At 66.6% G+C, this 20,865-nt stretch carries 21 protein-coding genes and 2 pseudogenes; 5 read left to right on the top strand and 18 right to left on the bottom strand.

Going from position 1 to position 20,865, the window contains the following annotated elements:
- From DDE13_RS00600 to DDE13_RS00530, 15 genes are all read right to left on the bottom strand, one after another.
- Entirely contained in the window at positions 1 to 1,152 is a 1,152-nt protein-coding gene (locus tag DDE13_RS00600; protein WP_111400793.1) for a Gfo/Idh/MocA family protein, read from the bottom strand.
- Between the two features lie 277 nt (positions 1,153 to 1,429).
- The gene (locus DDE13_RS00595) at positions 1,430 to 2,092 is read right to left on the bottom strand and encodes a TetR/AcrR family transcriptional regulator (RefSeq protein ID WP_111400792.1); all 663 of its coding nucleotides are present in this window, start codon (positions 2,090 to 2,092) and stop codon (positions 1,430 to 1,432) included.
- Between the two features lie 35 nt (positions 2,093 to 2,127).
- On the bottom strand, positions 2,128 to 3,444 hold the full coding sequence (locus DDE13_RS00590) for an enolase C-terminal domain-like protein (protein WP_111400791.1): 1,317 nt from the start codon (positions 3,442 to 3,444) through the stop codon (positions 2,128 to 2,130).
- The gene (locus tag DDE13_RS00585; RefSeq protein WP_111400790.1) at positions 3,441 to 4,271 is read right to left on the bottom strand and encodes a sugar phosphate isomerase/epimerase family protein; all 831 of its coding nucleotides are present in this window, start codon (positions 4,269 to 4,271) and stop codon (positions 3,441 to 3,443) included. Before DDE13_RS00585 ends, DDE13_RS00590 begins: the two co-directional genes overlap by 4 nt.
- Complete coding sequence (locus DDE13_RS00580; protein WP_111400789.1) at positions 4,264 to 5,787, bottom strand: tripartite tricarboxylate transporter permease; 1,524 nt, start codon at positions 5,785 to 5,787, stop codon at positions 4,264 to 4,266. Before DDE13_RS00580 ends, DDE13_RS00585 begins: the two co-directional genes overlap by 8 nt.
- The gene (locus DDE13_RS00575) at positions 5,784 to 6,269 is read right to left on the bottom strand and encodes a tripartite tricarboxylate transporter TctB family protein (RefSeq protein WP_111400788.1); all 486 of its coding nucleotides are present in this window, start codon (positions 6,267 to 6,269) and stop codon (positions 5,784 to 5,786) included. The genes DDE13_RS00580 and DDE13_RS00575 overlap by 4 nt, the downstream gene beginning before the upstream one ends.
- A gap of 86 nt (positions 6,270 to 6,355) precedes the next feature.
- Positions 6,356 to 7,375: a tripartite tricarboxylate transporter substrate binding protein gene (locus DDE13_RS00570; RefSeq protein WP_111400787.1), complete on the bottom strand. Its 1,020-nt coding sequence runs from the start codon at positions 7,373 to 7,375 to the stop codon at positions 6,356 to 6,358.
- 321 nt (positions 7,376 to 7,696) lie between these two features.
- Positions 7,697 to 8,707, bottom strand: a complete 1,011-nt coding sequence (locus DDE13_RS00565) for a LacI family DNA-binding transcriptional regulator (protein WP_111400839.1) — start codon at positions 8,705 to 8,707, stop codon at positions 7,697 to 7,699.
- A 254-nt stretch (positions 8,708 to 8,961) separates the two neighbouring features.
- Complete coding sequence (locus tag DDE13_RS00560) at positions 8,962 to 10,113, bottom strand: substrate-binding domain-containing protein (protein WP_235868523.1); 1,152 nt, start codon at positions 10,111 to 10,113, stop codon at positions 8,962 to 8,964.
- A 42-nt stretch (positions 10,114 to 10,155) separates the two neighbouring features.
- Entirely contained in the window at positions 10,156 to 11,292 is a 1,137-nt protein-coding gene (locus tag DDE13_RS00555; RefSeq protein ID WP_111400786.1) for an ABC transporter permease, read from the bottom strand.
- 14 nt (positions 11,293 to 11,306) lie between these two features.
- Positions 11,307 to 12,074, bottom strand: coding sequence for an ATP-binding cassette domain-containing protein (locus tag DDE13_RS00550; protein ID WP_222625994.1), 768 nt, complete (start codon positions 12,072 to 12,074; stop codon positions 11,307 to 11,309).
- A 191-nt stretch (positions 12,075 to 12,265) separates the two neighbouring features.
- Positions 12,266 to 12,784 carry a gluconokinase gene (locus tag DDE13_RS00545; protein ID WP_222625993.1) on the bottom strand — a complete coding sequence of 173 codons (519 nt, stop codon included), beginning with the start codon at positions 12,782 to 12,784 and terminating at the stop codon, positions 12,266 to 12,268.
- A 257-nt stretch (positions 12,785 to 13,041) separates the two neighbouring features.
- Positions 13,042 to 13,374 (bottom strand): hypothetical protein, encoded by a 333-nt coding sequence (locus DDE13_RS00540; protein ID WP_111400784.1) that lies wholly within the window; start codon positions 13,372 to 13,374, stop codon positions 13,042 to 13,044.
- Positions 13,371 to 14,258 carry an NAD(P)-dependent oxidoreductase gene (locus tag DDE13_RS00535; protein WP_111400783.1) on the bottom strand — a complete coding sequence of 296 codons (888 nt, stop codon included), beginning with the start codon at positions 14,256 to 14,258 and terminating at the stop codon, positions 13,371 to 13,373. The genes DDE13_RS00540 and DDE13_RS00535 overlap by 4 nt, the downstream gene beginning before the upstream one ends.
- 64 nt (positions 14,259 to 14,322) lie before the next feature.
- Complete coding sequence (locus DDE13_RS00530; RefSeq protein ID WP_111400782.1) at positions 14,323 to 15,081, bottom strand: SDR family oxidoreductase; 759 nt, start codon at positions 15,079 to 15,081, stop codon at positions 14,323 to 14,325.
- A 110-nt stretch (positions 15,082 to 15,191) separates the two neighbouring features.
- On the opposite strand from DDE13_RS00530, the gene DDE13_RS00525 reads away from it, so the two are divergent.
- On the top strand, positions 15,192 to 16,139 hold the full coding sequence (locus tag DDE13_RS00525) for a 2-hydroxyacid dehydrogenase (protein WP_111400781.1): 948 nt from the start codon (positions 15,192 to 15,194) through the stop codon (positions 16,137 to 16,139).
- 8 nt (positions 16,140 to 16,147) lie between these two features.
- On the top strand, positions 16,148 to 17,176 hold the full coding sequence (locus DDE13_RS00520; RefSeq protein ID WP_111400780.1) for an L-idonate 5-dehydrogenase: 1,029 nt from the start codon (positions 16,148 to 16,150) through the stop codon (positions 17,174 to 17,176).
- Here the strand turns inward: DDE13_RS00520 and DDE13_RS00515 are convergent.
- Positions 17,167 to 17,577: a GlcG/HbpS family heme-binding protein gene (locus DDE13_RS00515; RefSeq protein WP_235868522.1), complete on the bottom strand. Its 411-nt coding sequence runs from the start codon at positions 17,575 to 17,577 to the stop codon at positions 17,167 to 17,169. The genes DDE13_RS00520 and DDE13_RS00515 overlap by 10 nt on opposite strands.
- An 8-nt stretch (positions 17,578 to 17,585) precedes the next feature.
- Positions 17,586 to 18,509, bottom strand: coding sequence for an SMP-30/gluconolactonase/LRE family protein (locus DDE13_RS00510; protein WP_111400778.1), 924 nt, complete (start codon positions 18,507 to 18,509; stop codon positions 17,586 to 17,588).
- Between the two features lie 361 nt (positions 18,510 to 18,870).
- On the opposite strand from DDE13_RS00510, the gene DDE13_RS00505 reads away from it, so the two are divergent.
- The 3 genes and pseudogenes from DDE13_RS00505 to DDE13_RS23330 form a co-directional block, all read left to right on the top strand.
- Positions 18,871 to 19,095 carry a hypothetical protein gene (locus tag DDE13_RS00505; RefSeq protein ID WP_111400777.1) on the top strand — a complete coding sequence of 75 codons (225 nt, stop codon included), beginning with the start codon at positions 18,871 to 18,873 and terminating at the stop codon, positions 19,093 to 19,095.
- A gap of 33 nt (positions 19,096 to 19,128) precedes the next feature.
- Positions 19,129 to 19,212, top strand: a pseudogene (locus DDE13_RS23710) (hypothetical protein); the annotation flags it as partial.
- A 31-nt stretch (positions 19,213 to 19,243) separates the two neighbouring features.
- A pseudogene (locus tag DDE13_RS23330) lies at positions 19,244 to 19,417 on the top strand (carbohydrate ABC transporter permease); the annotation flags it as partial.
- On the opposite strand, the gene uxaC reads toward DDE13_RS23330, so the two are convergent.
- Positions 19,413 to 20,852 carry a glucuronate isomerase gene (gene uxaC / locus DDE13_RS00495; protein WP_111400775.1) on the bottom strand — a complete coding sequence of 480 codons (1,440 nt, stop codon included), beginning with the start codon at positions 20,850 to 20,852 and terminating at the stop codon, positions 19,413 to 19,415. The pseudogene DDE13_RS23330 and the gene uxaC overlap by 5 nt on opposite strands.
- Positions 20,853 to 20,865 lie beyond the last annotated feature (13 nt).

Genomic DNA, 20,865 nt, shown 5'->3' with positions numbered 1-20,865 from the left:
TCAAATGTCGAGCGCAGGCACGTCGAGCCAGCAGCGCTTCGCGGAACTCTCATAGCCCAACTCGGCCAGTTGCACGCCCTTGGCGCCCTCTTCCAGCGTGTAGGACCACGGCGCGTCCTCCACCACGTGGCGCAGGAACTGCTCCCACTGGACCTTGAAGCCGTTGTCGAAGATCGTGTTGTCCGGCACTTCCACCCAGTCGTCGAAGAAGTTCATGGTCTGCTTCTGGTCGGGATTCCAGACGGGTTTGGGCGTGTTGACCCGCGCCTGACTGTAACAGGTGTGCAGGCCCGCCACCGCGCTGCCATGGGTGCCGTCGATCTGGAACGTCACGAGGTCGTCGCGCCGCACGCGCGTGCACCAGGACGAATTGATATGGGCGATGATCCCGCCCTCCAGCTCGAATGTTGCATAGGCGGCGTCGTCGGCAGTGGCGTCGTAGCGCGCGCCGTTTTCGTCCCAGCGTTCAGGGATATGGGTGACGGCATTGCAGGACACGGCCTTGACCGGTGCGACCACGTTGTCGAGCACGTAACGCCAGTGGCACAGCATGTCGGACACCATCCCGCCGCCATCCTGCTTGCGGTAGTTCCACGACGGGCGCTGCGCCGCCATCCAGTCGCCTTCGAAGACCCAGTAGCCGAATTCGCCGCGCACCGACAGGATTCGCCCGAAGAACCCGCTGTCGCGCAGGCGCTTGAGCTTGATCAGCCCCGGCAGGTCCAGCTTGTCATGCACGATGCCGTTCTTCACGCCGGCCGCCTTGGCATGTTTCGCGATGGCCACGGCTTCTTCCAGGCTCTCCGACACCGGTTTTTCCGAATAGACATGCTTGCCGGCGTCGATGGCCTTGCGCAGCAGACCGGGGCGCATCTTGGTGCTGGCGGCGTCGAAGAAGATCATGTCGTCGGGATTGGCCAGCGCTGCATCGAGATCGGTGGTGTAGCGCTCCACCCCGTGGCGCGCGGCAAGTTCGGCGATCTTCTTCTCGTTGCGGCCCACGATGATCACATCGGGCACGAGCCGGTCGCCGGTCTTGAGCAGCATGCCGCCCTCGTCGCGGATCGCGAGGACCGAACGGATGAGGTGCTGGTTCATGCCCATACGGCCGGTGACGCCGTGCATGATGATGCCGATGCGATGTGTGGTCATGGTGTCTTTCCTGGCTTCATTGACTTTCCTCCCCCAAGCGCCGTCGCCGGACATGCCGGACCGCGGCGATGCCGCGCCCTTCCCACGCGTCGGCAATATCTAATCTACCAATTAGTAGGTTAGTGAAAGGCTGTCAACTCCGGCCGCGCCGCGCGGCTGGAGTCCGGCCCGGCGCACGGGCCACGGGCACGCAGCCACGACCGCCGCGATGGCGGCAGGTCTGGCCCGAAGCCGGGCCTGCCCATCGGCAAAAGGAAAGGCGTGCGGGCGAAACGCGTCAGGAACCGGCCGGATCGGCGGATTTCAGGTAGCAGACGATCATGTTCGCGGCCTTGGCGGCATGGTCGTGCAGCCAGTCCTCGCCGATCGGCGCGCGGAAGACCACGCGCAGTGTGTGCATGTTGGAAATGGGAAACCAGCAGACCGACGCGATGAAGATGTATAGCTCCACGGGCGAGATCTCGGACCGGAACGACCCTTCGCCGTGGCCCCGGCGCAGGACCTCCTCGACGCGGCGCAGCAGCACCGACTGTATCTCGGCCACGTCGTCGAGTTCGCGGATCGTCGAACCGCCCAGCAGGTTCTCGGTGTTCAGCATCCGGAGGAACCAGGGGTTGTGCCAGAAATGGTTCATGGTGAAATTGACCAGCGCGCGGATCGCCTCCTCCGGTGCCAACTGGTCGAGATTCAGGGTCGTCTCACCCTGCCGGATCTGCACATAGGCCTCGCGCAGGGCGGCGGCATAGATGGCATCCTTATCGCCGAAATAGTCGTAGATCATCGGCTTGCTGACCCCGGCCCGCGCGGCGATCCGGTCTACCCGCGCGCCGGAATGGCCGACCTCGCTGAACTCCTGAAGGGCGGCGTTCAGGATGGCGGCCCGCGTCACTTCCGGGTTCCGCTTGCGGTCCTTGCGGATCGGGGTCACGTTCTTGGCCATTCACCCTCTTTGCATCATGTCCGGTTCAGACCGTATCAGCCCATGCCCGGGCGGGCCAGCGAGCCGATGGAAACCCGCCCCGCCGCGACCCGCAGGACCACGCGGCCATCCCGTTCTTCGAGCACGTCACCATGTTGCAACAGCAGCGCCGCGCGTTCCGACGCAGGCGCGCCCTGCAACCCACCAGCGAAATGGTGGCCGTTGCGTTCGATGTCCCGAACGCCGCAGGCCGACATCATGGCCGTGTCCTGAAGCCAGCAGATGCCGGGCTGGCAGGTCAGGTCCTCGCCCGAAAGAAGCGCCCCTGCGGCTTCGGCCCGCGCCTTGTTCAGCAGCGCGCGCAGCACGCCCTTGCAGCTCTTGATCGAGGTGCCCGACCAGCCAAGCGTCAGCGCGCGGGCAAAGGCATCCTCGGTATCGTCGCTTTCGTCGATGACCAGCGGCAGGGGTGCCGCAACCGGGGTTTCCAGCGCGATTTCACGCGGGTAGGGCTGTTCGACGAACCGGATCGCCCGGTAAAAACGGTCGAGCGCACGATCATCGGACAAAGCGCGCAGCAGCCTGTCGAAATCGGCGGGCGCATACTGTTCGTTGGCGTCCAGGGTCACGGAATATTCGTCCCCCCGGTCGATCAGTCCCGCGATGGCACGGAGCCGCCGGTGATCGGCTTCCGGGTCGCCCTTCAGCTTGATCTTGAACGCCGCGATGCCGGTCGTGGCGATGACCTCCTCCAGCGAGACGGGAAGCCCGTCATCCGGCGCATCGACCCCTACGTCAGATCGCCAGATCGGCGCGTCGAAACCGACCGTGTGGCGCAGCACGACATGGTCCGGCACACCGATGCCGGACAGCGCCCGGGTCACGTCACCGGGCGTCAGGTCCGGGGGGCAGCCTGCCGCAAGGCCGAAGACATCCGCCCGCGCCGCCTTCCAGAAGGGCAGGTCCAGCGCGCGGCACAGCGCGTCGAGCATCGCCAGTTCCACCAGCGACGGGCCGAAGCCCTGCGCCAGCGCGGGCACTTGCGGCAATTCTTCCGCGATGCGTGTGCGCAGGGCGCGGGTGATCTCCAGCGCCGTGCCCGCCTGCGCCGGTGCCGCCGCGACCGCCGCCGCCACGACCCGGCGCAATTCGTCGATGGTGTCGGCATTGCTCAGGGCGGCGGCCTTGTTGAACCAGCGCGGCACCATCAGTTGCGCCGACCGCCCCGACGCGCGGCGGCCATCGACCGCGATCTCCACCCGGCAATGCGCCTCGGCGGTGTTGCGCACCTCGGTGCTGCCGAACTGAAACGGGAGCCGCATCGCCACCGGACGTTCCGACCAAGTGGCCGACAGGATCTCCACCTCGGTCATGCGCAGGCCCTTTCGCAGGCCTTCAGGGTCGCGATGCCGGTCGCCGCCGTGACGCTGGCGTCGATCAGGCAGCGGAACGGCTCGACACCCACGGGCCTGTCCCAGCCGACCGCCAGAAGCGCGCGGACGATGTCGGCTAAGGGATCGTCCCCCATGCCCGGCGCGCCGCGATTGGTGTCGTTGGCATGGACATGGCCGATCAGTTCCGTCGGCACCCAGTCGCGGATCAGGTCGGCGACGGACGGTTCGGTCTGCCCTGCCGCGCTCATGTCGATCATGGTGCGGAAGGCCGGACTGCCGACTGCGCGCACCAGTGCCGCGCCCTGTGCCACGGTGTTGACGGTATCGTCCTCCGCCCGCGACAGCGGTTCGATGCAATAGGTCACGCCGCGCGCTTCCGCCGCCCGCGCCACCGGCGCAAAGAACGCGGCAAGCCAGTCGGTCAGCGCCGCATCGTCCATGCCTTCGGGCCGCCGCCGTTGCCGGGGCGAGCCATGAACCAGCACGGCACCCCCCAGATCGGCACAAAGATCGACCAGCCCCAGCAGGATATCCTGCGCTCGGTCACGAGTTCCGGGGTCGGTGATCGCCACGTCCGGATAGCCGCTCAGCAGCCAGTGCAACCCGGTGACACGCAGCCCCGCATCCTCGACCGTCGCGCGTATCCCGGCCACCTCCGCCGCCCCCAGCCGGTGCGGTTCGGAACCCAGCGTCGCGGGCGCCAGTTCGAGCCCGACATAGCCCAGCTCCGCCGCGATCCGCGCCTGTTCGGCCAGCGGCTTGCCCTCGCCCGCCAGCAACTCGTTGCACAGCGCATATTCAAGCATTCAACCGCGCCCCGATCCAGCGCACGGGTGCCATGGCCGCGCGCCGGACCGCCGGGATGTTCATGGCAATGGACAGCACGATCAGGGCCACGAAACCGGCGGACACCGGCCGGGTGAAGAACGGCGCCAGTTCCCCGTCGCTGAGCGTCAGCCCGCGGCGCAGGCTCTTGTCCAGCAGATCGCCCAGGATGATGCCCAGCACCAACGGCGCCATGGGATATTTCATCTGGCGCAGCAAGAAGCCCACAAGGCCGAAGAACACCATGATCCAGATATCGAACATCCGCTGGCTCAGCGCATAGGTGCCAATGACGCACAGCACGAAGACCACGGGCATGAGATAGGCATAGGGCACCCGCAACACCTGCACGAAGGCACGTGTGAGCGTCAGCCCGAAGAAGGCCATGAAGAACGTGGCGACTACCACCATGGCCGAGATCAGGCCGATGAAATCCGGCTGCTCGATCATGATCAACGGACCTGGGCGGATGCCGTGGATGAACAGCGCCGCGATCAGCACCGCCGCGGACGCCGAGCCGGGCACCGCCAGCGTGACCGCCGGGATCAGCGAACCCGGCACCACGGCCGAATTGCCGGTCTCTGCCGCGATCAGGCCCTCGTAGCTGCCATGGCCAAACTTGTCGCGCTCCTTCGAAGTCCGGCGCGCCGCGGCATAACTGGCCCATGCGCCGATATCCTCGCCCACGCCGGGAATGATGCCCACCAGCGTGCCGATGATGCCCGACCGGGCGATGGTGATCTTGTAGCGCCACAGGTCGATCAGGTCGGGAATCGTCTTGTCGCTCTTGTCCTTCGCGGTCGCCATTTCACCGGCGCGATTCCACATCGCCGTCAGCACCTCGGCGAAGCCGAAGGCGCCGACCATGGCCGGGATCAGCGCGATGCCGGCATTGAGGTCGGTCAGCCCCATGTTGAACCGCACATGGGCGTGGATACCATCGGACCCGATCATCGCCACCGACAGGCCCAGAAGCCCCGCGATATAACCCTTGAGCGGCGTGGTGTCGGCCGTGAGTTGCCCCGAGATCAGGATGCCGAACACCGCAAGCCAGAAGAATTCGAAACTGCCGAAATTCAGCGCCGCCTCGGCCAGCGGCGGGGCCACCAGCACCAGCATGACGACACCCGCCAGCGTGCCGAGTGCGGAGCCCGCCGTGGCCAGCCCCATTGCATAACCCGCGCGCCCGGCCTTGGCGAGCGGGTAGCCGTCGAGCGAAGTCGCGGCGCTGGCGGGCGTGCCGGGGATATTCAGCAGGATCGCACTGCGCGACCCGCCGTAGATCGCCCCAACATACATGCAGACCAGCACGAGGATCGCGGTCGTGGAATCCAGCGAATAGGTCAGCGTCGTCATCAGCGCGACGCCCATCGTCGCCGTCAGCCCCGGCAGGGAGCCGACGATGATGCCCAGGAGCGTGGCCCAGCCTGCGTGAAACAGCAGGGTCGGCGTCATGAGCGTGCCGAGACCGTTGATCAGGTCGCCCAGCCCGCTCATGGCAAGCGCACCAGGAAAAGCTCACGGAACAGGAGCGACGACCCAAACGCCACGGTGGCGCCCAGAAGCAACGCCGCAAGGACCGAGCCCGCCTGCGCGCGCCGGTCGCCGTTCACCGGGAACGAGAAGATCAGCGCGAACGCACTGGCGAAGATCGCGGTCGCCCAGAAATAGGACAGCCAGCCGACCAGCCCGAGCGCGTAGATCGTGCAGACCGCACCCGTGATACCAAGCCGCAGCCACGAGCCATCGGACAGAACCGGTGCCCCGTTATGCGCGTCAAGCCTGAAGGACGACCGGAACAGCAGCCCCGCGCACAACGCCAGCAGGATACCGAGGATCATCGGCAGCAGGCCGGGAATGGAGGCGGGGTGGATTTGCCGGATTTCCAGCCGGTCCATCGTGTAGCCGCCGACCAGAAGGGCCACACCGAGCACGAAAAGCAGACCCGCGGTCACGCGGTCGGCCAGAGCCATCGTCATGAAGTCACCTGTTTGCTGTACCGGGACACCACCCGGTGCTCTGCCTTGGCGGGCAGGACACAAGCGCCCTGCCCCTCAGCGACGGCTTATTCCGCCGGGCACTCGATGCCGATCTCGGAGGGATCGATCACCGCTTCGCCACGGGTGACGCGGGCGCAGGCCTCGGCGATCACCACCGGCATCGCCTGATCCAGCGCATCCTGTCCATAGCTCGGCGCGAAGACCGCACCGCGGTCGTTGGCATAGGCCTTGAGTTCCGGGCTGTTCATGACGTGGTCCTGCCAGACCTGGTCGACCGTGTCATAAACCTCTTGCGGGGCGCCCACGGGGATGAACACGCCGAAATAATCCGCCGCCACGTGGAAGTTGGGCATGAAATCGGTGATCGGCGGCACCGGATCAATCCCTTCGACTTCCAGCGGCCTGTCCGACAGCACGGTCAGCGCGCGCAGGCGTCCCGCCCGGATCATCTCGGTCTGTTCCACGGCAAGCTGGGTCGTGACCTGCACCTCGCCGCTGGCCGCCGCGATCACCGCCGGATTGCCGCCGTCATAGGTGATCATGCGCGCGCCGGGCAAGTCGCCCTCGGCACTTTCCTTGATCGCCGCCAGCGCCATCCCGCCCGACGAGTTCACCCCGGCCGTGCCGACCGTGACCGAGCCGCTTTCCATCGCCTCGAGAAGCTCGGAGAAGGTCTGAAAGGGCGCATCGGCGTTGACGCTGACCACGGGCACGTTGGCCACGTGCAGATAGATCCTGTAATCCTCGATCGAGGTATCTTCGACCAGCCCCGTCACTGCGTAGGTCGCGTTGTTCGCGATCGCGTTCGCGGTCCAGGTGTAGCCATCCCGCGGCGCGTCCAGCGCGGCCTTGGTTCCGGTCGATCCCGACGCGCCGGGCTGGTTCACCACGACAACCTCGATCCCCAGTGCCTCCTCCAGGATCGGCGCGACGACCCGGGTGACCTGGTCGGTCGATCCGCCAGCCGACCAGGGGACGATGATGTTGATCGGACGGTCGGGCTTCCAGCTATAGTCCTGTGCGGCGGCCGGCCCGGCAAGGGCGCCGGCGGCCGCGACGACCGCGAGCTTGCGCAGAAAATCCATGGTATCTCCTCCGTATCTACCATTTGGTAGGTTATGGAGACGGCATGCGCCTGTCAATTCCTTTGGGGGGCATCCGCCCCTGTCGCAATCGTGCGTGCCTGTTGTTGTCGGCACAGGGTCAGCACCCCGCCGCGTGGCTTCGACGACGGCTGAATCGCGGCATCTTTGGGGCGCATGCGGGAAACGCGGGTCGGCGCCTGCCGGTGCCGCGAAACGCAACTGTCGGGACTTGCTCAGGTATCCGTTTGCCTGGGCGGCTGCCGGACGACCCGTGAACCGGCACAGGTCCGCGGGCATGGGTCTATCGGCGGCATGTCCGTGTCACCCGCCGCCCGCGTCGGACTGCTGGTCGGTGGAGCCGGCGACGACGAGTTCGGGGGCGATCCTGCGCAATTGGCGGCCGGCGGGTGTCTTGCGCGCCTCGAGAATCAGGCGCGCGATCTCCTCGCCGATCCGACGGGAGAACGGGTTGACCGTCGTCAAAGTCGGCACGCAAATGCTGGCGATCTCGTAGGCGCCGAATCCCGCCACCGCCATGTCCTGCGGCACGCGCAGCCCGCGCCGCTGGCATTCCGTCAGCGCGCCGAAGGCTGACAGGTCCGAGACGCACACGACGGCCTGCGTATCGGGATGCAGCGCGATCAGCCGCGCCATCGCCCGCGCCCCTTCGCGCATGGAGATCGGCGGCGGACCGGCTTCTATCAGGCGGGCACAGGCGAGACCGTGCGCCGCCATGGCCGCCATGAACCCGCGGCGGCGGTCCGCGCCGCGGGTATCGGCATCGACGTCACCCCCGATGAACGCGATGCGCTCGTGGCCCTGCGCCACGAGATGATCGACCATCGTTTCCATCGTCGCGGCATTGGAAAACCCCACGACATGGTCGACCGGCTCCGCGGGCAAATCCCACGCCTCGATCACGGGAATGCCCGCACCCTCCAGAAGCCGCCTGCCGCGTGCGGTGTGTCTGCCCCCCGTCACTACGATGGCCTCGGGGCGGCGGCGCAACAATTGCTCGATCGCACGCTCTTCCTGCGCCACGTCGTAATTGGTGTATGCCAGCAGCACCTGCAGCCCCTCGCCCGACAGGACATCGGAAAGACCCGCAATGGTGTCGGCGAAGTTCGCGTTGTTGATCGAGGGGATCGTGACGGCGACGAAGCCGGTGCGCTGCGAACGCAGGTTCGCCGCCGTGCTGTCGAAGACATAGCCCAGATCCTCGGCCACTTTCAGGATCGCATCGCGGGTTTCCTGCCGGACCGAGGCATCCTTGCGAAACGCACGGCTGACGGTCATGACCGATACGCCCGCGGCACGCGCGACGTCCTTCATTTTGACCGAGCGCTGCATCCTGTGCCTTTATCGTCCTGACCGGGCCGCACCGGGCGTAAAATGGCGTCTGTCCCGGAAAGATGGATGAAACGAAGTCCTGTCCATCCGACAGGTTGCGGTTACCGGAACGCGTGATGCCGCAGGTTGTTCCACTTTCCACAAATACTGTCCAGCGCGGCAAACCGGCGCCCGCGCCGCAAGTCCGATAAGGGCCAGGCATGCCGCCCGGCCCCTGCGGTTCGTTTCAGTGCCGCTCAGCGCTCCAGCGGTTCGATGCCGGAGAAGCGGAATGCCTCCTGCTCCAGCGCGGCCAGTTCGTCCTCGCTCATCTGGTCATGGGCCACGGTGATCCGACCAAGGAACACGAAGGGCAGTTCGTCAGCGCGCCCTTCGAGATGGTAACGGATCGCTTCGGCCGTGGCGGCACCGACATCGTCACCCATCCGCATCGGCGTGGCGTCAAGTTCGCCCCGGCGGATGGCGTCAAGCTCCAGCCCGGTCCCGCCCCAGCCGGTCGAGAAGACGCGACCCGTGGCATCGACCGCGGCCTGCGCCTCGACTGAGCCCATCGCCATGGCGGTATTGGCGTTGTGGATCACGGTGGCTTCCGGATAGGCCTGCAGGATCAGCGAGGTGCCCTCGTAGCCGCCCTCGTTGGTGTATTCGCCGTAATGCTCATAGGCCATCGTCCAGTTGCCACGTTCCTCCACGCAGGCCGCCCATTCGCCCGAGCGCTGGTTGTCGGTGATGCCCGGAATGCCGCGGTTCATGGCATAGGTCACGTCGTTGCCCAGCCGTTCCAGCATGTAGTCGCACATCACCGACGCACCCAGCGAGGAAGAGAAGTCGAACCAGTTGGCCGGTTGGTTTTCGAGGTATTGCAGCGGCGTATGGAACGCCCAGACAAAGGTCGTCAGGTCCGGGTTGGCCGCCAGCTTGTCGATATTGTCGGCCTGCGTGGCCAGTTCCGAGGGACCGAAGATGACGAAGTCGTAGATGTCGGCGTCCTGATCGACCTGCGACGCATAGGTCGCCTGAAGCGAATGTTCGATCTGGCGGCTGGCGAATTCCGTGGTCTCGTAGGGAATCCCCAGTTCGTCCAGGCGTTTGGTCATCGCCAGGTAGTTTCGCGCCCAGAAATCCGACGTGTCCGCCGAAGGATAGATCAGCGCGATCTGGATCGGCCCCTCCAGCGTGCCCGAGAACTGTGCCGCCGGCTCGCCCGTGACGGCCTGCAACGCTTCGAGTGTTCCGGGTTCGTTAACCTGGCTGGGCAGCCAGTAGTCGCGTTCGCTGTCATCGGGCAGGGTCACGAGCGGCAGATGCCCGTCGGCCCAGACCATTCCCGCGGTCAGGGCAAGCGCCGGGGCGAGGCCCCAAAGCCCTATGCGTGTCGTCGGTTTCATGTGTCGTCCTCCCTTGGTGAACTGTGTGTCGTCCGCCTTGCGTCAGCCGCTCGCCCCCGGTGGGGTCGCAAGAACCGCTCCAATGGCGAACAGGGCCGCAAGGATTGCCGCGAAGGTCAGGACCAGCGACAGGATCTTCCGGTTGTCCGGATTGGCCAGCGCGGCGGAAAGCGATGCAGCCCCGTCGCGGTCCTTCTTCTGCAGAAAGGCATACGCCGCGACCGACAGGATGATGACCACGCCCGACGCGACCGATTGCCAGAAGAACTCGATCCGCAGGGTGACGAGCGCGTTGATCATCATCGACAGCAGCAGCACACCCGCGAGCGAGCCGACGATGGACGGGCGCCCGCCAAAGAGCGATGTGCCGCCGACCACGACGGCCGCGATGACGTGCAGGTTGAAATAGGGCGCGGAAGTCGCCTGGATCGCGTTGAGCTTGCCCAGCAGCATCAGCCCGGCCAGCGCCGCCATGGCCCCCATCAGCGTGTAGGCATAGACCTTGTGCCGGTCCACCGACACGCCGGTCATCTCCGACGCTTCGGGGTTCGACCCGATGGCGATGGTGTAGCGGCCGAAATGGGTGGTGCGCAGCAGGAAATAGCCCGCAACCATCGTGATCAGACCGATCACCACAGGCGTGGGCAGGATACCGAACATCTGGCCGCGGCCGATTTCCGTTATGAGATCCGGGAACCGTGCTAGGACGAGGCCTTTGGCAAGAACCAGCGCGAAGCCGCGATAGACCAGATCCATCGCCAGCGTGCCGATCAGGTCCGGAACCTTGAGCCGGGTGATGACAAGGCCGTTGATAAGCCCCATCGTTCCCCCAAGGCCCAGCGCGATGAACACGCAGACCCAGGCCGGAAAGCCGTATTGCTTCATCAGGAACGCGATGATGATCGCGGACAGCGCCGCCACGGAGCCGATGGACAGGTCGATGCCGCGCTGGGTGATGACGAAGGTCATCGCCATCGCCATCGGCATGTAGAGCGCCGCGTCCAGCAGGATCTGGTTCATGTTGGACAGGCGGAAATAGCGGGCCGGTTCGAACACGCCCATGAACAGCGCGATCATCACGATCATCACGAGCGGGCCGAGCACACCCATATAGGGTTCGATCCGGGCGATGAATCCGTTGGGGCGTGCGGACGCCGAGGCGGTGGTGGCGGTTGACATCTGTATGGATCCCTTCAGGCCGCGGTCGCCCTGGCGCCCGTGATCAGGCCAAGAACGTCTTCGACGGTGACATCTGCGGTTTCGACAACGCCGGCACAGGTGCCGCGGCGCTGGATATGGATTCGGTCCGAGATCTCGAACACATCGTCGAGCGAGTGCGATATGACGATCACGGCCAGCCCCTGGTCGCGCAGGGCCTTGATCAGGCTCAGTGTCCTTGCGGTTTCCTGCGGGCCGAGCGCCGCGGTCGGTTCGTCCATCACCAGCACGCGCAGATCCTTGTGCCGGACGGCGCGGGCGATGGCGACGGCCTGGCGCTGGCCGCCTGACAGGCTTTCGGTCAGCACGTTCATGTCGCGCAACTCAACGCCCAGTCGGGTCCGCAGCACCTCGGTCGCCTCCCGCTCCATGCGCGCGTTGTCGAGGATGTTCATGCCTAGATAACTGCGCGTCAGTTCCGCCCCGAGGAACAGGTTCTGGGCGGGCGTCAAGTGGTCGGCGATAGCGAGATTCTGGTAGACCGCGTCGATCCCGTTGGCGATGGCGTCGGAATGGTCGGCCATGGTGAAGCGCTTGCCGTCCAGTTCGACATGACCCGTCGTCGGCTGGTAGACCCCGGTCAGGATCTTGATGAGCGTTGATTTTCCCGCGCCATTGTCCCCGACGATGGCCAGAACCTCGCCCGCATAGGCATCGAGATCGACCCCGTCGAGCGCCACGACGCCGCCAAAGCGCTTGGTGATCCCGCGCATGGAGATCACCGGTTTCCTGTTGGCTGTCATGACATCCTCCCGGTCAGTCCGAAGCTGGTTGAAAGCTTATGGTATCGATACCATTCGTCAAGGCAAAATCGCATTCCATTCTGTTTACCTCCGTTCAGGGGCCGATATGGCCGGCTAGTCTACAACTGCTCCGGGCCATTCGGTGCTGCCCATTGGCCGGCCGGAACTTGCGGCCGAAGGCGCACACCAAGCTATAAGTCATCGTCGCGCGCGTCGGCGGTTGCCCCCATCAGCCCCGACAGGAAGGCCGCGACGATGGCCTGCGGCGGCGCGTCGATATCCGCCGTCACGCATCTTTCGTCCCGACCGGGGACCTCCAGTGTCGCGAGCTGGCTATCGAGCAGCGAAACCGGCATGAAATGCCCGGCCCGCAATGCCATCCGCGACAACAACACGTCGCGGCGACCCTTCAGGAACAGGAAGGTCACCGGCGCACCCGCGGCATCGCAGATCGCGTCGCGGTAATGCCGCCGCAGCGCGGAACAGGCCACGACGGTGCCGGGGTGCCGCAGGGTACCGCCGATCCGTTCGAGCCACGGCGCGCGATCCGAGTCAACCAGCGCCACGCCGCGGGCCATCTTCTCGACATTCGCCCGCGGGTGCAGGTCATCGCCGTCGAAAAATCGCGCGCCGATCACGCGGGCAAAGTCGCGCCCGATATGGGACTTTCCACAACCCGACACGCCCATCACCACGAATCGCCCGTTCATGACAGCGCCCCCCTATGCGCCTGTGCGGGAACATGACCAGAAGCGCCGGCCCCCGCCGGTCCCGCAAGATTGCCTCGGCTGTCGGAACGCCCCGACCGCGCGGCGGCCACGGCGCGTCCTTCGGCAGGGTGGAACCCTTCCAGCGCCATGATTCGGGCCTTCCCCGCTTCGAGACCTCTGCCATGCATTTTCGTTTTCGCCCTCACGGGCAACCCTGAAACCGCGGGCGCGACGGCTGCGACACCGGACCAGGGTTCCTAGCTCGGGAAGACGTGCAGGTTCGTGACATGGTGATGAATGCGCCCGTCGAAGAACTCCGCCACGATCTCGCCGGTCACATCCCTCGACGCAAAACGCGCCGGGCATCCCAGCGCCGCGTCCATCGTTGCCCGGTCGGGATAGCTGATGGCGAGGATCAGGGGAAACTCCGGCGCGCCGTCGTCCCGTTCCACGCTGAACATGACGCGCACGTCCGTGTTCCCGGTGAACTGCGTCCAGAGCGGCACGAGTCGTTCCTGCACTGCCGCGCGAAACGCGTCTGTCCGGCCTGGTCTGACTGTGCCCTCGAACAGGGCGAAACGCGTGATCATGGGATTGCATCCTTTCCGGCGCCCTTGAAGAATTCCATGACGGCTGCCTGGTCCTCGCCCCCCAGACCGGCAGCGGTCAGCATCCGGTGAATCTCGGCGCAGAGCGCGGTCATGGGCATGGCGGTCCCGGTCTGGCGCGACAGGTCCGCGGCCATCCCGAGATCCTTCACCATGTTGTCGATCCGTCCGGTGCGGCGATAATCCTTGCTGGCCATGCGCGGCATGTATTCCTGCAAAAGCGCGCTGTCGGCCCGACCGCCTTTCAACGCGACCGGGATCATCGCGGCATCCACACCGGCGTCCAACGCCAGTTGCGTGGCCTCCGCCACTGCGAGAAAGCCCAAGCCGCAAAGCACCTGGTTGATGATCTTCGTCGTCTGCCCGGCGCCCGGCCCGCCCATGCGGGTCATGTTGGCGGCAATGCCCTTCAGCACCTCCTGCGCGCGGGCCACATCCGCCGCGGCACCGCCCATCATGAGCGTCAGTTCCCCTGTCAGCGCCTTGGGCGCGCCACCGGAGAGCGGGCTGTCGACCCAGGCCAGCCCCTTTTCCGCGGCCTTGCGCGCGAAATCCCGCGTGGATTCCGGATCGATGGATGACATGTCGATGATCAGCGTTCCGGGGGCCGCGCCGTCGCCGATGCCTTCCCTGCCGAACGCGGCCAGCTCGACGATGCGTGCAGCGTTCAGGCTGGTGATGACGGCCGAGGCCCCGCGCGCAGCCTCGGCGGCGCTGCTTGCCGCGGTTGCGCCCTTGTCGACCAGTGCCGCCACCTTCGCGGGATCGAGGTCGAAGACCGTCAGGCGGCTGCCCGTTTCCAGAAGGCGGGTGCCGATCGCGCCGCCCATCGCGCCCGCGCCGATCAATGCGATGCTCTGGCTCATGTCACGATCCCTTCTTGTCGCGGCGGCATGCTATCGGCTCCGCCGCGGCGCGTCACGGCCATGGTCACAGGCTCGCCGTGATGCCACCGTCCACGAACAAGGTATGTCCGTTGACGAAGCTGGACGCGTCCGACGACAGGAACACCGCCGCGCCGACAAGTTCCTCGACCCGCCCCCAGCGCCCTGCCGGGGTGCGCTTTTCCAGCCATGCGGAGAACTCCGGGTCGGCCACGAGTGCTGCGTTCAGCGGCGTGTCGAAATAGCCGGGCGCGATCGCATTGCATTGCAGCCCGTGGCGCGCCCAGTCGGTCGCCATGCCCTTGGTCAGGTTGGCCACGGCGCCCTTGGTCGCCGTGTAGGGCGCGATCCCCGGACGGGCGAGCGCGCTCTGGACGCTGGCGATGTTGATGATCTTGCCCTGACCGCGTACGATCATGTGGCGCGCGACGGCCTGTCCGACATGGAACACGCTGGCCACATTGGTCTGCAACAGGCGCTCGAACGCGTCGGCAGGGAAATCCTCCAGCGTGGTGCGATGCTGCATCCCCGCGTTGTTGATGAGGATGTCGATGGGCCCGTGATCCGCCTCGAACCCGTCCACGGCGGTGCGCACCGCATCATGGTCGGTCACGTCGAAGACAAGGGTCCGCGCATCCACGATCCGGGCGGCTGCGGCGGCAAGCCTGCCTGCATCCCGCCCGTTCAGCACAATCCCGGCCCCGGCCTCCGCCAGACCCTGCGCCAGCGCGAAACCGATGCCCTGCGACGATCCGGTGATGAGCGCGCGTTTCCCCGCCAGCGAAAACAGACCCGGTGCTGCCATTCGAACTTTCTCCGTCTTGTTTCGGCGGCGGTCAGTAAGGACTTGCCGCCGCGATTTGTTATCGATACCATCTTCATCATGCGAAGGGCTGTCAACAGGGAATATCCGCCATGCCAAAACCCGTCATTCTCCAGGTAGGCCCTTATCCGGACTGGGATCAGGGTCCGATCGATGCGGCCTTCGACGCCCGGCGTCTGTTCGAGGCACAGGATCGGGATGCGTTCCTGACAGAGCACGGGCCGCATGTGCGCGCCATCGCAACCCGCGGCGAACTGGGTGCCGACGCCGCCATGATCGCGGCCTGTCCCCACTTGGAGGTGATCAGCGTATATGGCGTCGGCTATGACGCCGTCGACCTTGACACGTGTCGGGCGCGGAACATCCGGGTGACCAATACGCCGGACGTGCTGACCAGGGACGTGGCGGATCTCGGCGTGGCAATGATGCTGTGCCAAGCACGCGGCATGATCGGGGCCGAGGCATGGGTGCGGGACGGATCCTGGGCGGCGAAGGGGCTATATCCGCTCAAGCGGCGCGTGTTCGGGCGTCGGGCCGGCATCCTCGGGCTGGGGCGCATCGGGTTCGAGGTGGGCAAGCGCCTCGCCGGGTTCGACATGGACATCGCCTATTCGGACGTGGCCGCAAAGGATCATGCCTCTGGCTGGACCTTCCTGCCCGACCCGCTCGCCTTGGCCCGGCATTCGGATTTCCTGTTCGTGACGCTGGCCGCATCGGCGCAGACACGCCACATCGTCGGGCGCGACGTGATCGACGCGGTGGGGCCCGACGGAATGATCATCAATATCAGCCGCGCCTCGAACATAGACGAGGACGCGCTGATCGCGGCCCTGTCGGATGGGCGGCTCGGGTCAGCCGCGCTGGACGTGTTCGAGGGGGAACCGGCGCTGGATCCCCGGTTTCTCGACCTGCCCAACGTGCTCTTGCAGCCCCATCACGCCAGCGGCACGGTCGAGACGCGGCAAGCGATGGGCCAGCTTCTGCGCGACAACCTGACCGCGCATTTCGCAGGGCGGCCCCTGCCGACGGCCGTTCTGTGACGCGCGCCATGAAAGCCATCGTCGCGCACGCCGCGAAGGATCTGCGGATCGAGGACCGGTACATGCCCGCCCCTGCACCCGGCGAGGTGCTGATCCGCGTGGAACGGGGCGGCATCTGCGGGTCCGACCTGCACTATTACAACCATGGCGGCTTCGGCAGCGTGCGCCTGCGCGAGCCGATGATCCTCGGCCACGAGGTATCCGGCCGGGTCGCGGCATTGGGCGACGGCGTGACCGGATTGTCCTTGGGCGAACTGGTGGCGGTGTCCCCGTCGCGCCCCTGCTACGCCTGCGCCTATTGCCTCGAAGGGCGGCACAACCATTGCCGCGAAATGCGGTTCTACGGCTCGGCCATGCCGTTTCCCCATATCCAGGGCGCGTTCCGCGCGTACATCGCCGCGGATGCGCGCCAATGCGCCCGCGCCGAAGACCTGACGCCGGGCGAGGCCGCGATGGCCGAACCCTTGTCCGTGGTCCTGCATGCGGCGAAGCGGGCGGGCGACCTGATGGGCAAGCACGTGCTGGTGACGGGGTGCGGCCCCATCGGGCAACTGGCGGTGTTGGTGGCCCGCGCCGCGGGCGCCGCGCGGGTCGTCGCCACCGATATCGCGCCCTTCACGCTGCGCATGGCGCAGGACATCGGCGCGGACGCCGTGCACAACATGGCCGAGGACCCTGACGCGCTGGACCGCTACACCGCGGACAAGGGCCGTTTCGACGTGATGTTCGAATGCTCCGGCGTCGCAGCCGCCCTGTCCGGCGCCGTCCCGGCCCTGCGGCCCGGCGCGGTGGTGATGCAACTGGGGCTCGGCGGCGACATGACGCTGCCGGTGCAGGCCATGACGGCGAAGGAAATCGAATTGCGCGGGTCGTTCCGCTTTCACGCCGAGTTCTTCACCGCCGTCGCGATGATGCAGGGCGGGCGGCTGGACGTGACGCCGCTGATCACACAGGCCATGCCACTCGCCGACGTGGTGGCGGCCTTCGATCTCGCCTCCGACCGGGCGCAGGCGATCAAGGTGCAGATTCAGTTCTGAACCTCGGCCCCGATGGCCGCGAGCGCCGCCCGCGCCACCGCGATATCCTGGTCCGCGCTGCCCGACCCTACGCCGATGCCGCCGACCAGCACACCGTCGACGCGGATTGGCAGGCCGCCGCCAAGCCCGGTCATATTGCCCTGCGTCGCCGCCGCGATGTGCAGCCGCACCGGTTCTGGGATCGCGGACGATGGCGCACCGATGCTGGCCGCGGTGCGCGCCTTGGCCCGCGCGCTGCGCCGCGACAGGTACTTGGCCCCGGTCATGCGGATCTCGCCCAGCGTTTCGCCGCTGGCATCGACGATGACGATACATTGCGGCTGGTCGATCTCTTCGGCGCAGACCACGGCCGCACGCAGCATGTCCAGCACGGCGGCATGGGTCAGGGTCAGGGTCGCCACGACATGGCTCATACCGGCGAGACCCCGTTGACGTTCAGGAACACGGAGTAAAGCGAGGTCGTCCCGCAGATGAACAGCCGGTTCAGCTTGGCCCCGCCGAAACAGACATTGGCCACCATCTCGGGGATGCGGACCTTGCCGATCAGCCGCCCGTCGGGCGCATAGCAATGCACGCCATCGGCGGCCGAGGTCCAGATGCGCCCGTCCCGGTCCAGCCGGAACCCGTCGAAGACCCCGCTGGTGCATTCGGCAAAGACCTCGCCCCCCGACAGGGTGCCATCCGCGTTGACCGCGTGCCGGCGGATGTGTTTCGGCCCGCCCGCGTGATGGGTCACGCCGGTGTCGGCGATGTAGAGCAGACTTTCATCCGGCGAGAACGCCAGCCCGTTGGGCTTGAGGTAATCGGTGGCCACCGCCGCCACGGCACCATCCGGCCCGACGCGATAGACATGGCAGGCCCCGATCTCGCTCTCCGCCCGGTCGCCTTCGTAGTCCATCATGATCCCGTAGCTGGGATCGGTGAACCAGACCGAGCCATCGGATTTCACCACCACGTCATTGGGCGAATTCAGGCGCTTGCCATCGACCCGGTCCGCGATCACGGTCACGCGCCCGTCATGTTCGGTGCGGGTCACCCGGCGGGTCAGGTGTTCGCAGGACACGAGCCGCCCCTGCCGGTCCACCGTGTGGCCGTTCGCATTGTTCGACGGCTGGCGAAAGGTGGACACCGTGCCGTCGGTGTCGTCCCAGCGCAGGATGCGGTCGTTGGGAATGTCGGACCACAGAAGATACCGGCCTGCCGCGAACCAGACCGGCCCTTCGGACCAGCGCGCCCCGGTCCAAAGCCGTTCGACACGGGCATGCCCGATGATACAGGTCTCGAAATCGGGGGCGATCACGTCAAGACCCGTGCCGTCAATCACTCCGTACATGCTGCGGTTCCTTCTCCTTCTGGTGACATGTTCCCGGGCCGTTCGGGGGGCGGCGATGCGTCGGAGAAGCGCTGCCCGCTCCCCGGATGGCCCTGTTCGTGTCGATGGACCGGCCATAGACCGGCAGAATGACCAAAGCCGCAAGGACGGCCCGCCATCAGAAGCCGGTCACCAGCCACGTCCAGCACCGGGCATCCGTCCGCTACAGACCCGGCGGAATGACCGAAACCGCTGGAAACGGCGCGGCATGGTCCAGGGTCTTTTGGTTCGGCTCGAACACCTTGCGTCACTCTGCGTGTCCTCGTGTCTCGACGATCCCGCCCTTGTTACCGATAACAAGTGTCGCGCAGGATGCCCGCCGATGCAAGACGGCACGCGCATTCTCGGGCAACAACTGACGGTCACGGCGCCCGGCGTCGATGCGATCGCCCATGGGCGGCGGGTTCTCTTCGGCGCCATGATCGCGGCGACCGCATCCGCCTGTGGCAATCGCGGGTCCGGCCAGATCCGCAAGGCCGGTCATAAGGCGGCGTCCCGCCGTCCCGGTGCGACTGCGCGGTGTCGGGGAACCGTCACGCTCATGTAGTTACGGTGACAAGCAAAGTTGCTCGATAAAGGCATGTCGACTGGTCCGTCGAGCATGACCGAACGGCGTGACGAAATCCTGCGCCTTGCCCGGCGCGACGGCCGCGTGACGGTCGAAGTGCTGTCCGAATGCCTCGTCGTCTCCTCCCACACGATCCGACACGACCCGGCCCCTGACCGTCGGCCTGTCGATCTTCGCCGCGCCGGAAAACGGGGTGGACATCGCGGTGATATCGGCGGTCATGGTGATCGCGCCCCTGCTGATCGGCTTCGTGCTGTTCCAGCGCCGTTTCGTGCAGGCGTTCCTGCGCGCGGGCATCAAGCAGCCGTTGCAGACCGACCGCCGCCCGGCGGCACCGCCGGTCCGTCCACGAACCAGTCGCGCGCGTTGCGGTAGCACACGTTCCGCACAAGCTCATCCAGCGCGCGAGGCTGGTCGGGGACATGGCCCTCCGCCTGCCAGCGCCCCAGCATCCGGCAGAACAGCCGTCGGAAATATTCGTGCCGCGGGAAGGACAGGAAGGACCGGCTGTCGGTCAGCATGCCGAGGAATGTGGAGATCAGCCCCATCTGCGCCAGCGTGCGCATCTGCACCTCCATCCCGTCGAGCTGGTCGTTGAACCACCACGCGGTGCCCGCCTGCACCTTGCCGGGCACGGTGCCGTCCTGGAAATTCCCGGCGGTTGTCACGATCACCGGGTTGCGCGCGGGATCGAGCCCGTAGATCACCGTCCGCGGCAGCTCGTCCGTCCGGTCGAGCCGATCCAGCAGCCTGTTCAGCGGCCCCGCCAGGTCCGTATCGCGGATGGAATCCGCCCCCGCGTCGCGCCCGACCGACGCCAACAGCCGCGTGCGCGCGTTGCGCACGGCGTTCAGATGCAACTGCATGACAAGCCCGCGCCGCGCATAGGCCCGCCCCATGGCGACGAACACCGCCGCCCGCCACGCCGCCGCATCGCCGGGGGCCACGTCACGCCCCGCGCGGGCCGCATCGAGGGCTGCATCCAGCGTCGCCGCCCCCGCCTCCGCCCCGGCATCGAGCAGGTCGATCCCGTGGTCCGCCGCACGGCAGCCATGGGCCACGAAATGATCCAGCCGCATCTCCAGCGCCGCCACCAGATCGTCGAAGCCGCGGATCGGATGGGTGGCCTCCTCCAGCCGGTCGACATAGGCCGCGAAGCCCGCCTGCCCGATCTTCGTCACCGGGTCGGGGCGGAAGGTCGGCACCACCCGCCACGGGGCGTCGCGCAGCGCGGCATGGTGTTCCAGCGTGTCGAGCGGATCGTCGGTCGTGCCCACCAGTTCGACCTTCATCCGCGTCAGCAGACCCTGCGCCCCGTAATCCGGCTGGGCCAGCCGTTCGCGCGCGGCATCCCAGACGCGGTCGGCGGTGGACGGGTCCAGCACCGTGCCCTCCAGCCCGAAATACCGCCACAATTCCAGGTGGCTCCAGTGATGCACCGGGTTCGCCACCATCCGCGGCAGCGCATGGGCGAAGGCGTCGAATTTCGCGCGCGGGGGCGCGTCGCCGGTGACCAGACGTTCGTCCACCCCCGCCCAGCGCATCAGGCGCCACTTGTAATGGTCATGCCCGAGCCAGAGGGTCCCCAGCTCGTCCCAGCGCCGGTCCGCCGCGATCTCCGCCGGGGGCAGGTGATTGTGATAGTCGATGATCGGCAGATCGCGCGCCACGTCGTGGAACAGGCGGCGGGCCTCGGGCGTGTCGAGCAGGAAATCGTCGTTCAGAAAGCGGGTCATCGGCATCCTCTGG

Source organism: Meridianimarinicoccus zhengii, assembly GCF_003254465.1.
Taxonomy (GTDB): Bacteria; Pseudomonadota; Alphaproteobacteria; order Rhodobacterales; family Rhodobacteraceae; genus Meridianimarinicoccus; species Meridianimarinicoccus zhengii.
Note: the sequence above shows the minus strand (reverse complement) of the source record. Positions and strands in the feature narration are given on the sequence as shown.

Bases quoted from the DNA above. Each gene is read 5' to 3' on its own strand.
- DDE13_RS00600 (WP_111400793.1), bottom strand. From the start codon at position 1,152: ATGACCACACATCGCATCGGCATCATCATGCACGGCGTCACCGGCCGT.
- DDE13_RS00575 (WP_111400788.1), bottom strand. From the start codon at position 6,269: ATGACGATGGCTCTGGCCGACCGCGTGACCGCGGGTCTGCTTTTCGTG.
- DDE13_RS00520 (WP_111400780.1), top strand. From the start codon at position 16,148: ATGAAAGCCATCGTCGCGCACGCCGCGAAGGATCTGCGGATCGAGGAC.
- DDE13_RS00555 (WP_111400786.1), bottom strand. From the start codon at position 11,292: ATGTCAACCGCCACCACCGCCTCGGCGTCCGCACGCCCCAACGGATTC.
- DDE13_RS00560 (WP_235868523.1), bottom strand. From the start codon at position 10,113: ATGAAACCGACGACACGCATAGGGCTTTGGGGCCTCGCCCCGGCGCTT.
- DDE13_RS00580 (WP_111400789.1), bottom strand. From the start codon at position 5,787: ATGAGCGGGCTGGGCGACCTGATCAACGGTCTCGGCACGCTCATGACG.
- DDE13_RS00510 (WP_111400778.1), bottom strand. From the start codon at position 18,509: ATGTACGGAGTGATTGACGGCACGGGTCTTGACGTGATCGCCCCCGAT.
- DDE13_RS00545 (WP_222625993.1), bottom strand. From the start codon at position 12,784: ATGAACGGGCGATTCGTGGTGATGGGCGTGTCGGGTTGTGGAAAGTCC.
- DDE13_RS00565 (WP_111400839.1), bottom strand. From the start codon at position 8,707: ATGAAGGACGTCGCGCGTGCCGCGGGCGTATCGGTCATGACCGTCAGC.
- DDE13_RS00595 (WP_111400792.1), bottom strand. From the start codon at position 2,092: ATGGCCAAGAACGTGACCCCGATCCGCAAGGACCGCAAGCGGAACCCG.
- uxaC (WP_111400775.1), bottom strand. From the start codon at position 20,852: ATGACCCGCTTTCTGAACGACGATTTCCTGCTCGACACGCCCGAGGCC.
- DDE13_RS00570 (WP_111400787.1), bottom strand. From the start codon at position 7,375: ATGGATTTTCTGCGCAAGCTCGCGGTCGTCGCGGCCGCCGGCGCCCTT.
- DDE13_RS00585 (WP_111400790.1), bottom strand. From the start codon at position 4,271: ATGCTTGAATATGCGCTGTGCAACGAGTTGCTGGCGGGCGAGGGCAAG.
- DDE13_RS00590 (WP_111400791.1), bottom strand. From the start codon at position 3,444: ATGACCGAGGTGGAGATCCTGTCGGCCACTTGGTCGGAACGTCCGGTG.
- DDE13_RS00535 (WP_111400783.1), bottom strand. From the start codon at position 14,258: ATGAGCCAGAGCATCGCATTGATCGGCGCGGGCGCGATGGGCGGCGCG.
- DDE13_RS00530 (WP_111400782.1), bottom strand. From the start codon at position 15,081: ATGGCAGCACCGGGTCTGTTTTCGCTGGCGGGGAAACGCGCGCTCATC.
- DDE13_RS00550 (WP_222625994.1), bottom strand. From the start codon at position 12,074: ATGACAGCCAACAGGAAACCGGTGATCTCCATGCGCGGGATCACCAAG.
- DDE13_RS00505 (WP_111400777.1), top strand. From the start codon at position 18,871: ATGCAAGACGGCACGCGCATTCTCGGGCAACAACTGACGGTCACGGCG.
- DDE13_RS00540 (WP_111400784.1), bottom strand. From the start codon at position 13,374: ATGATCACGCGTTTCGCCCTGTTCGAGGGCACAGTCAGACCAGGCCGG.
- DDE13_RS00525 (WP_111400781.1), top strand. From the start codon at position 15,192: ATGCCAAAACCCGTCATTCTCCAGGTAGGCCCTTATCCGGACTGGGAT.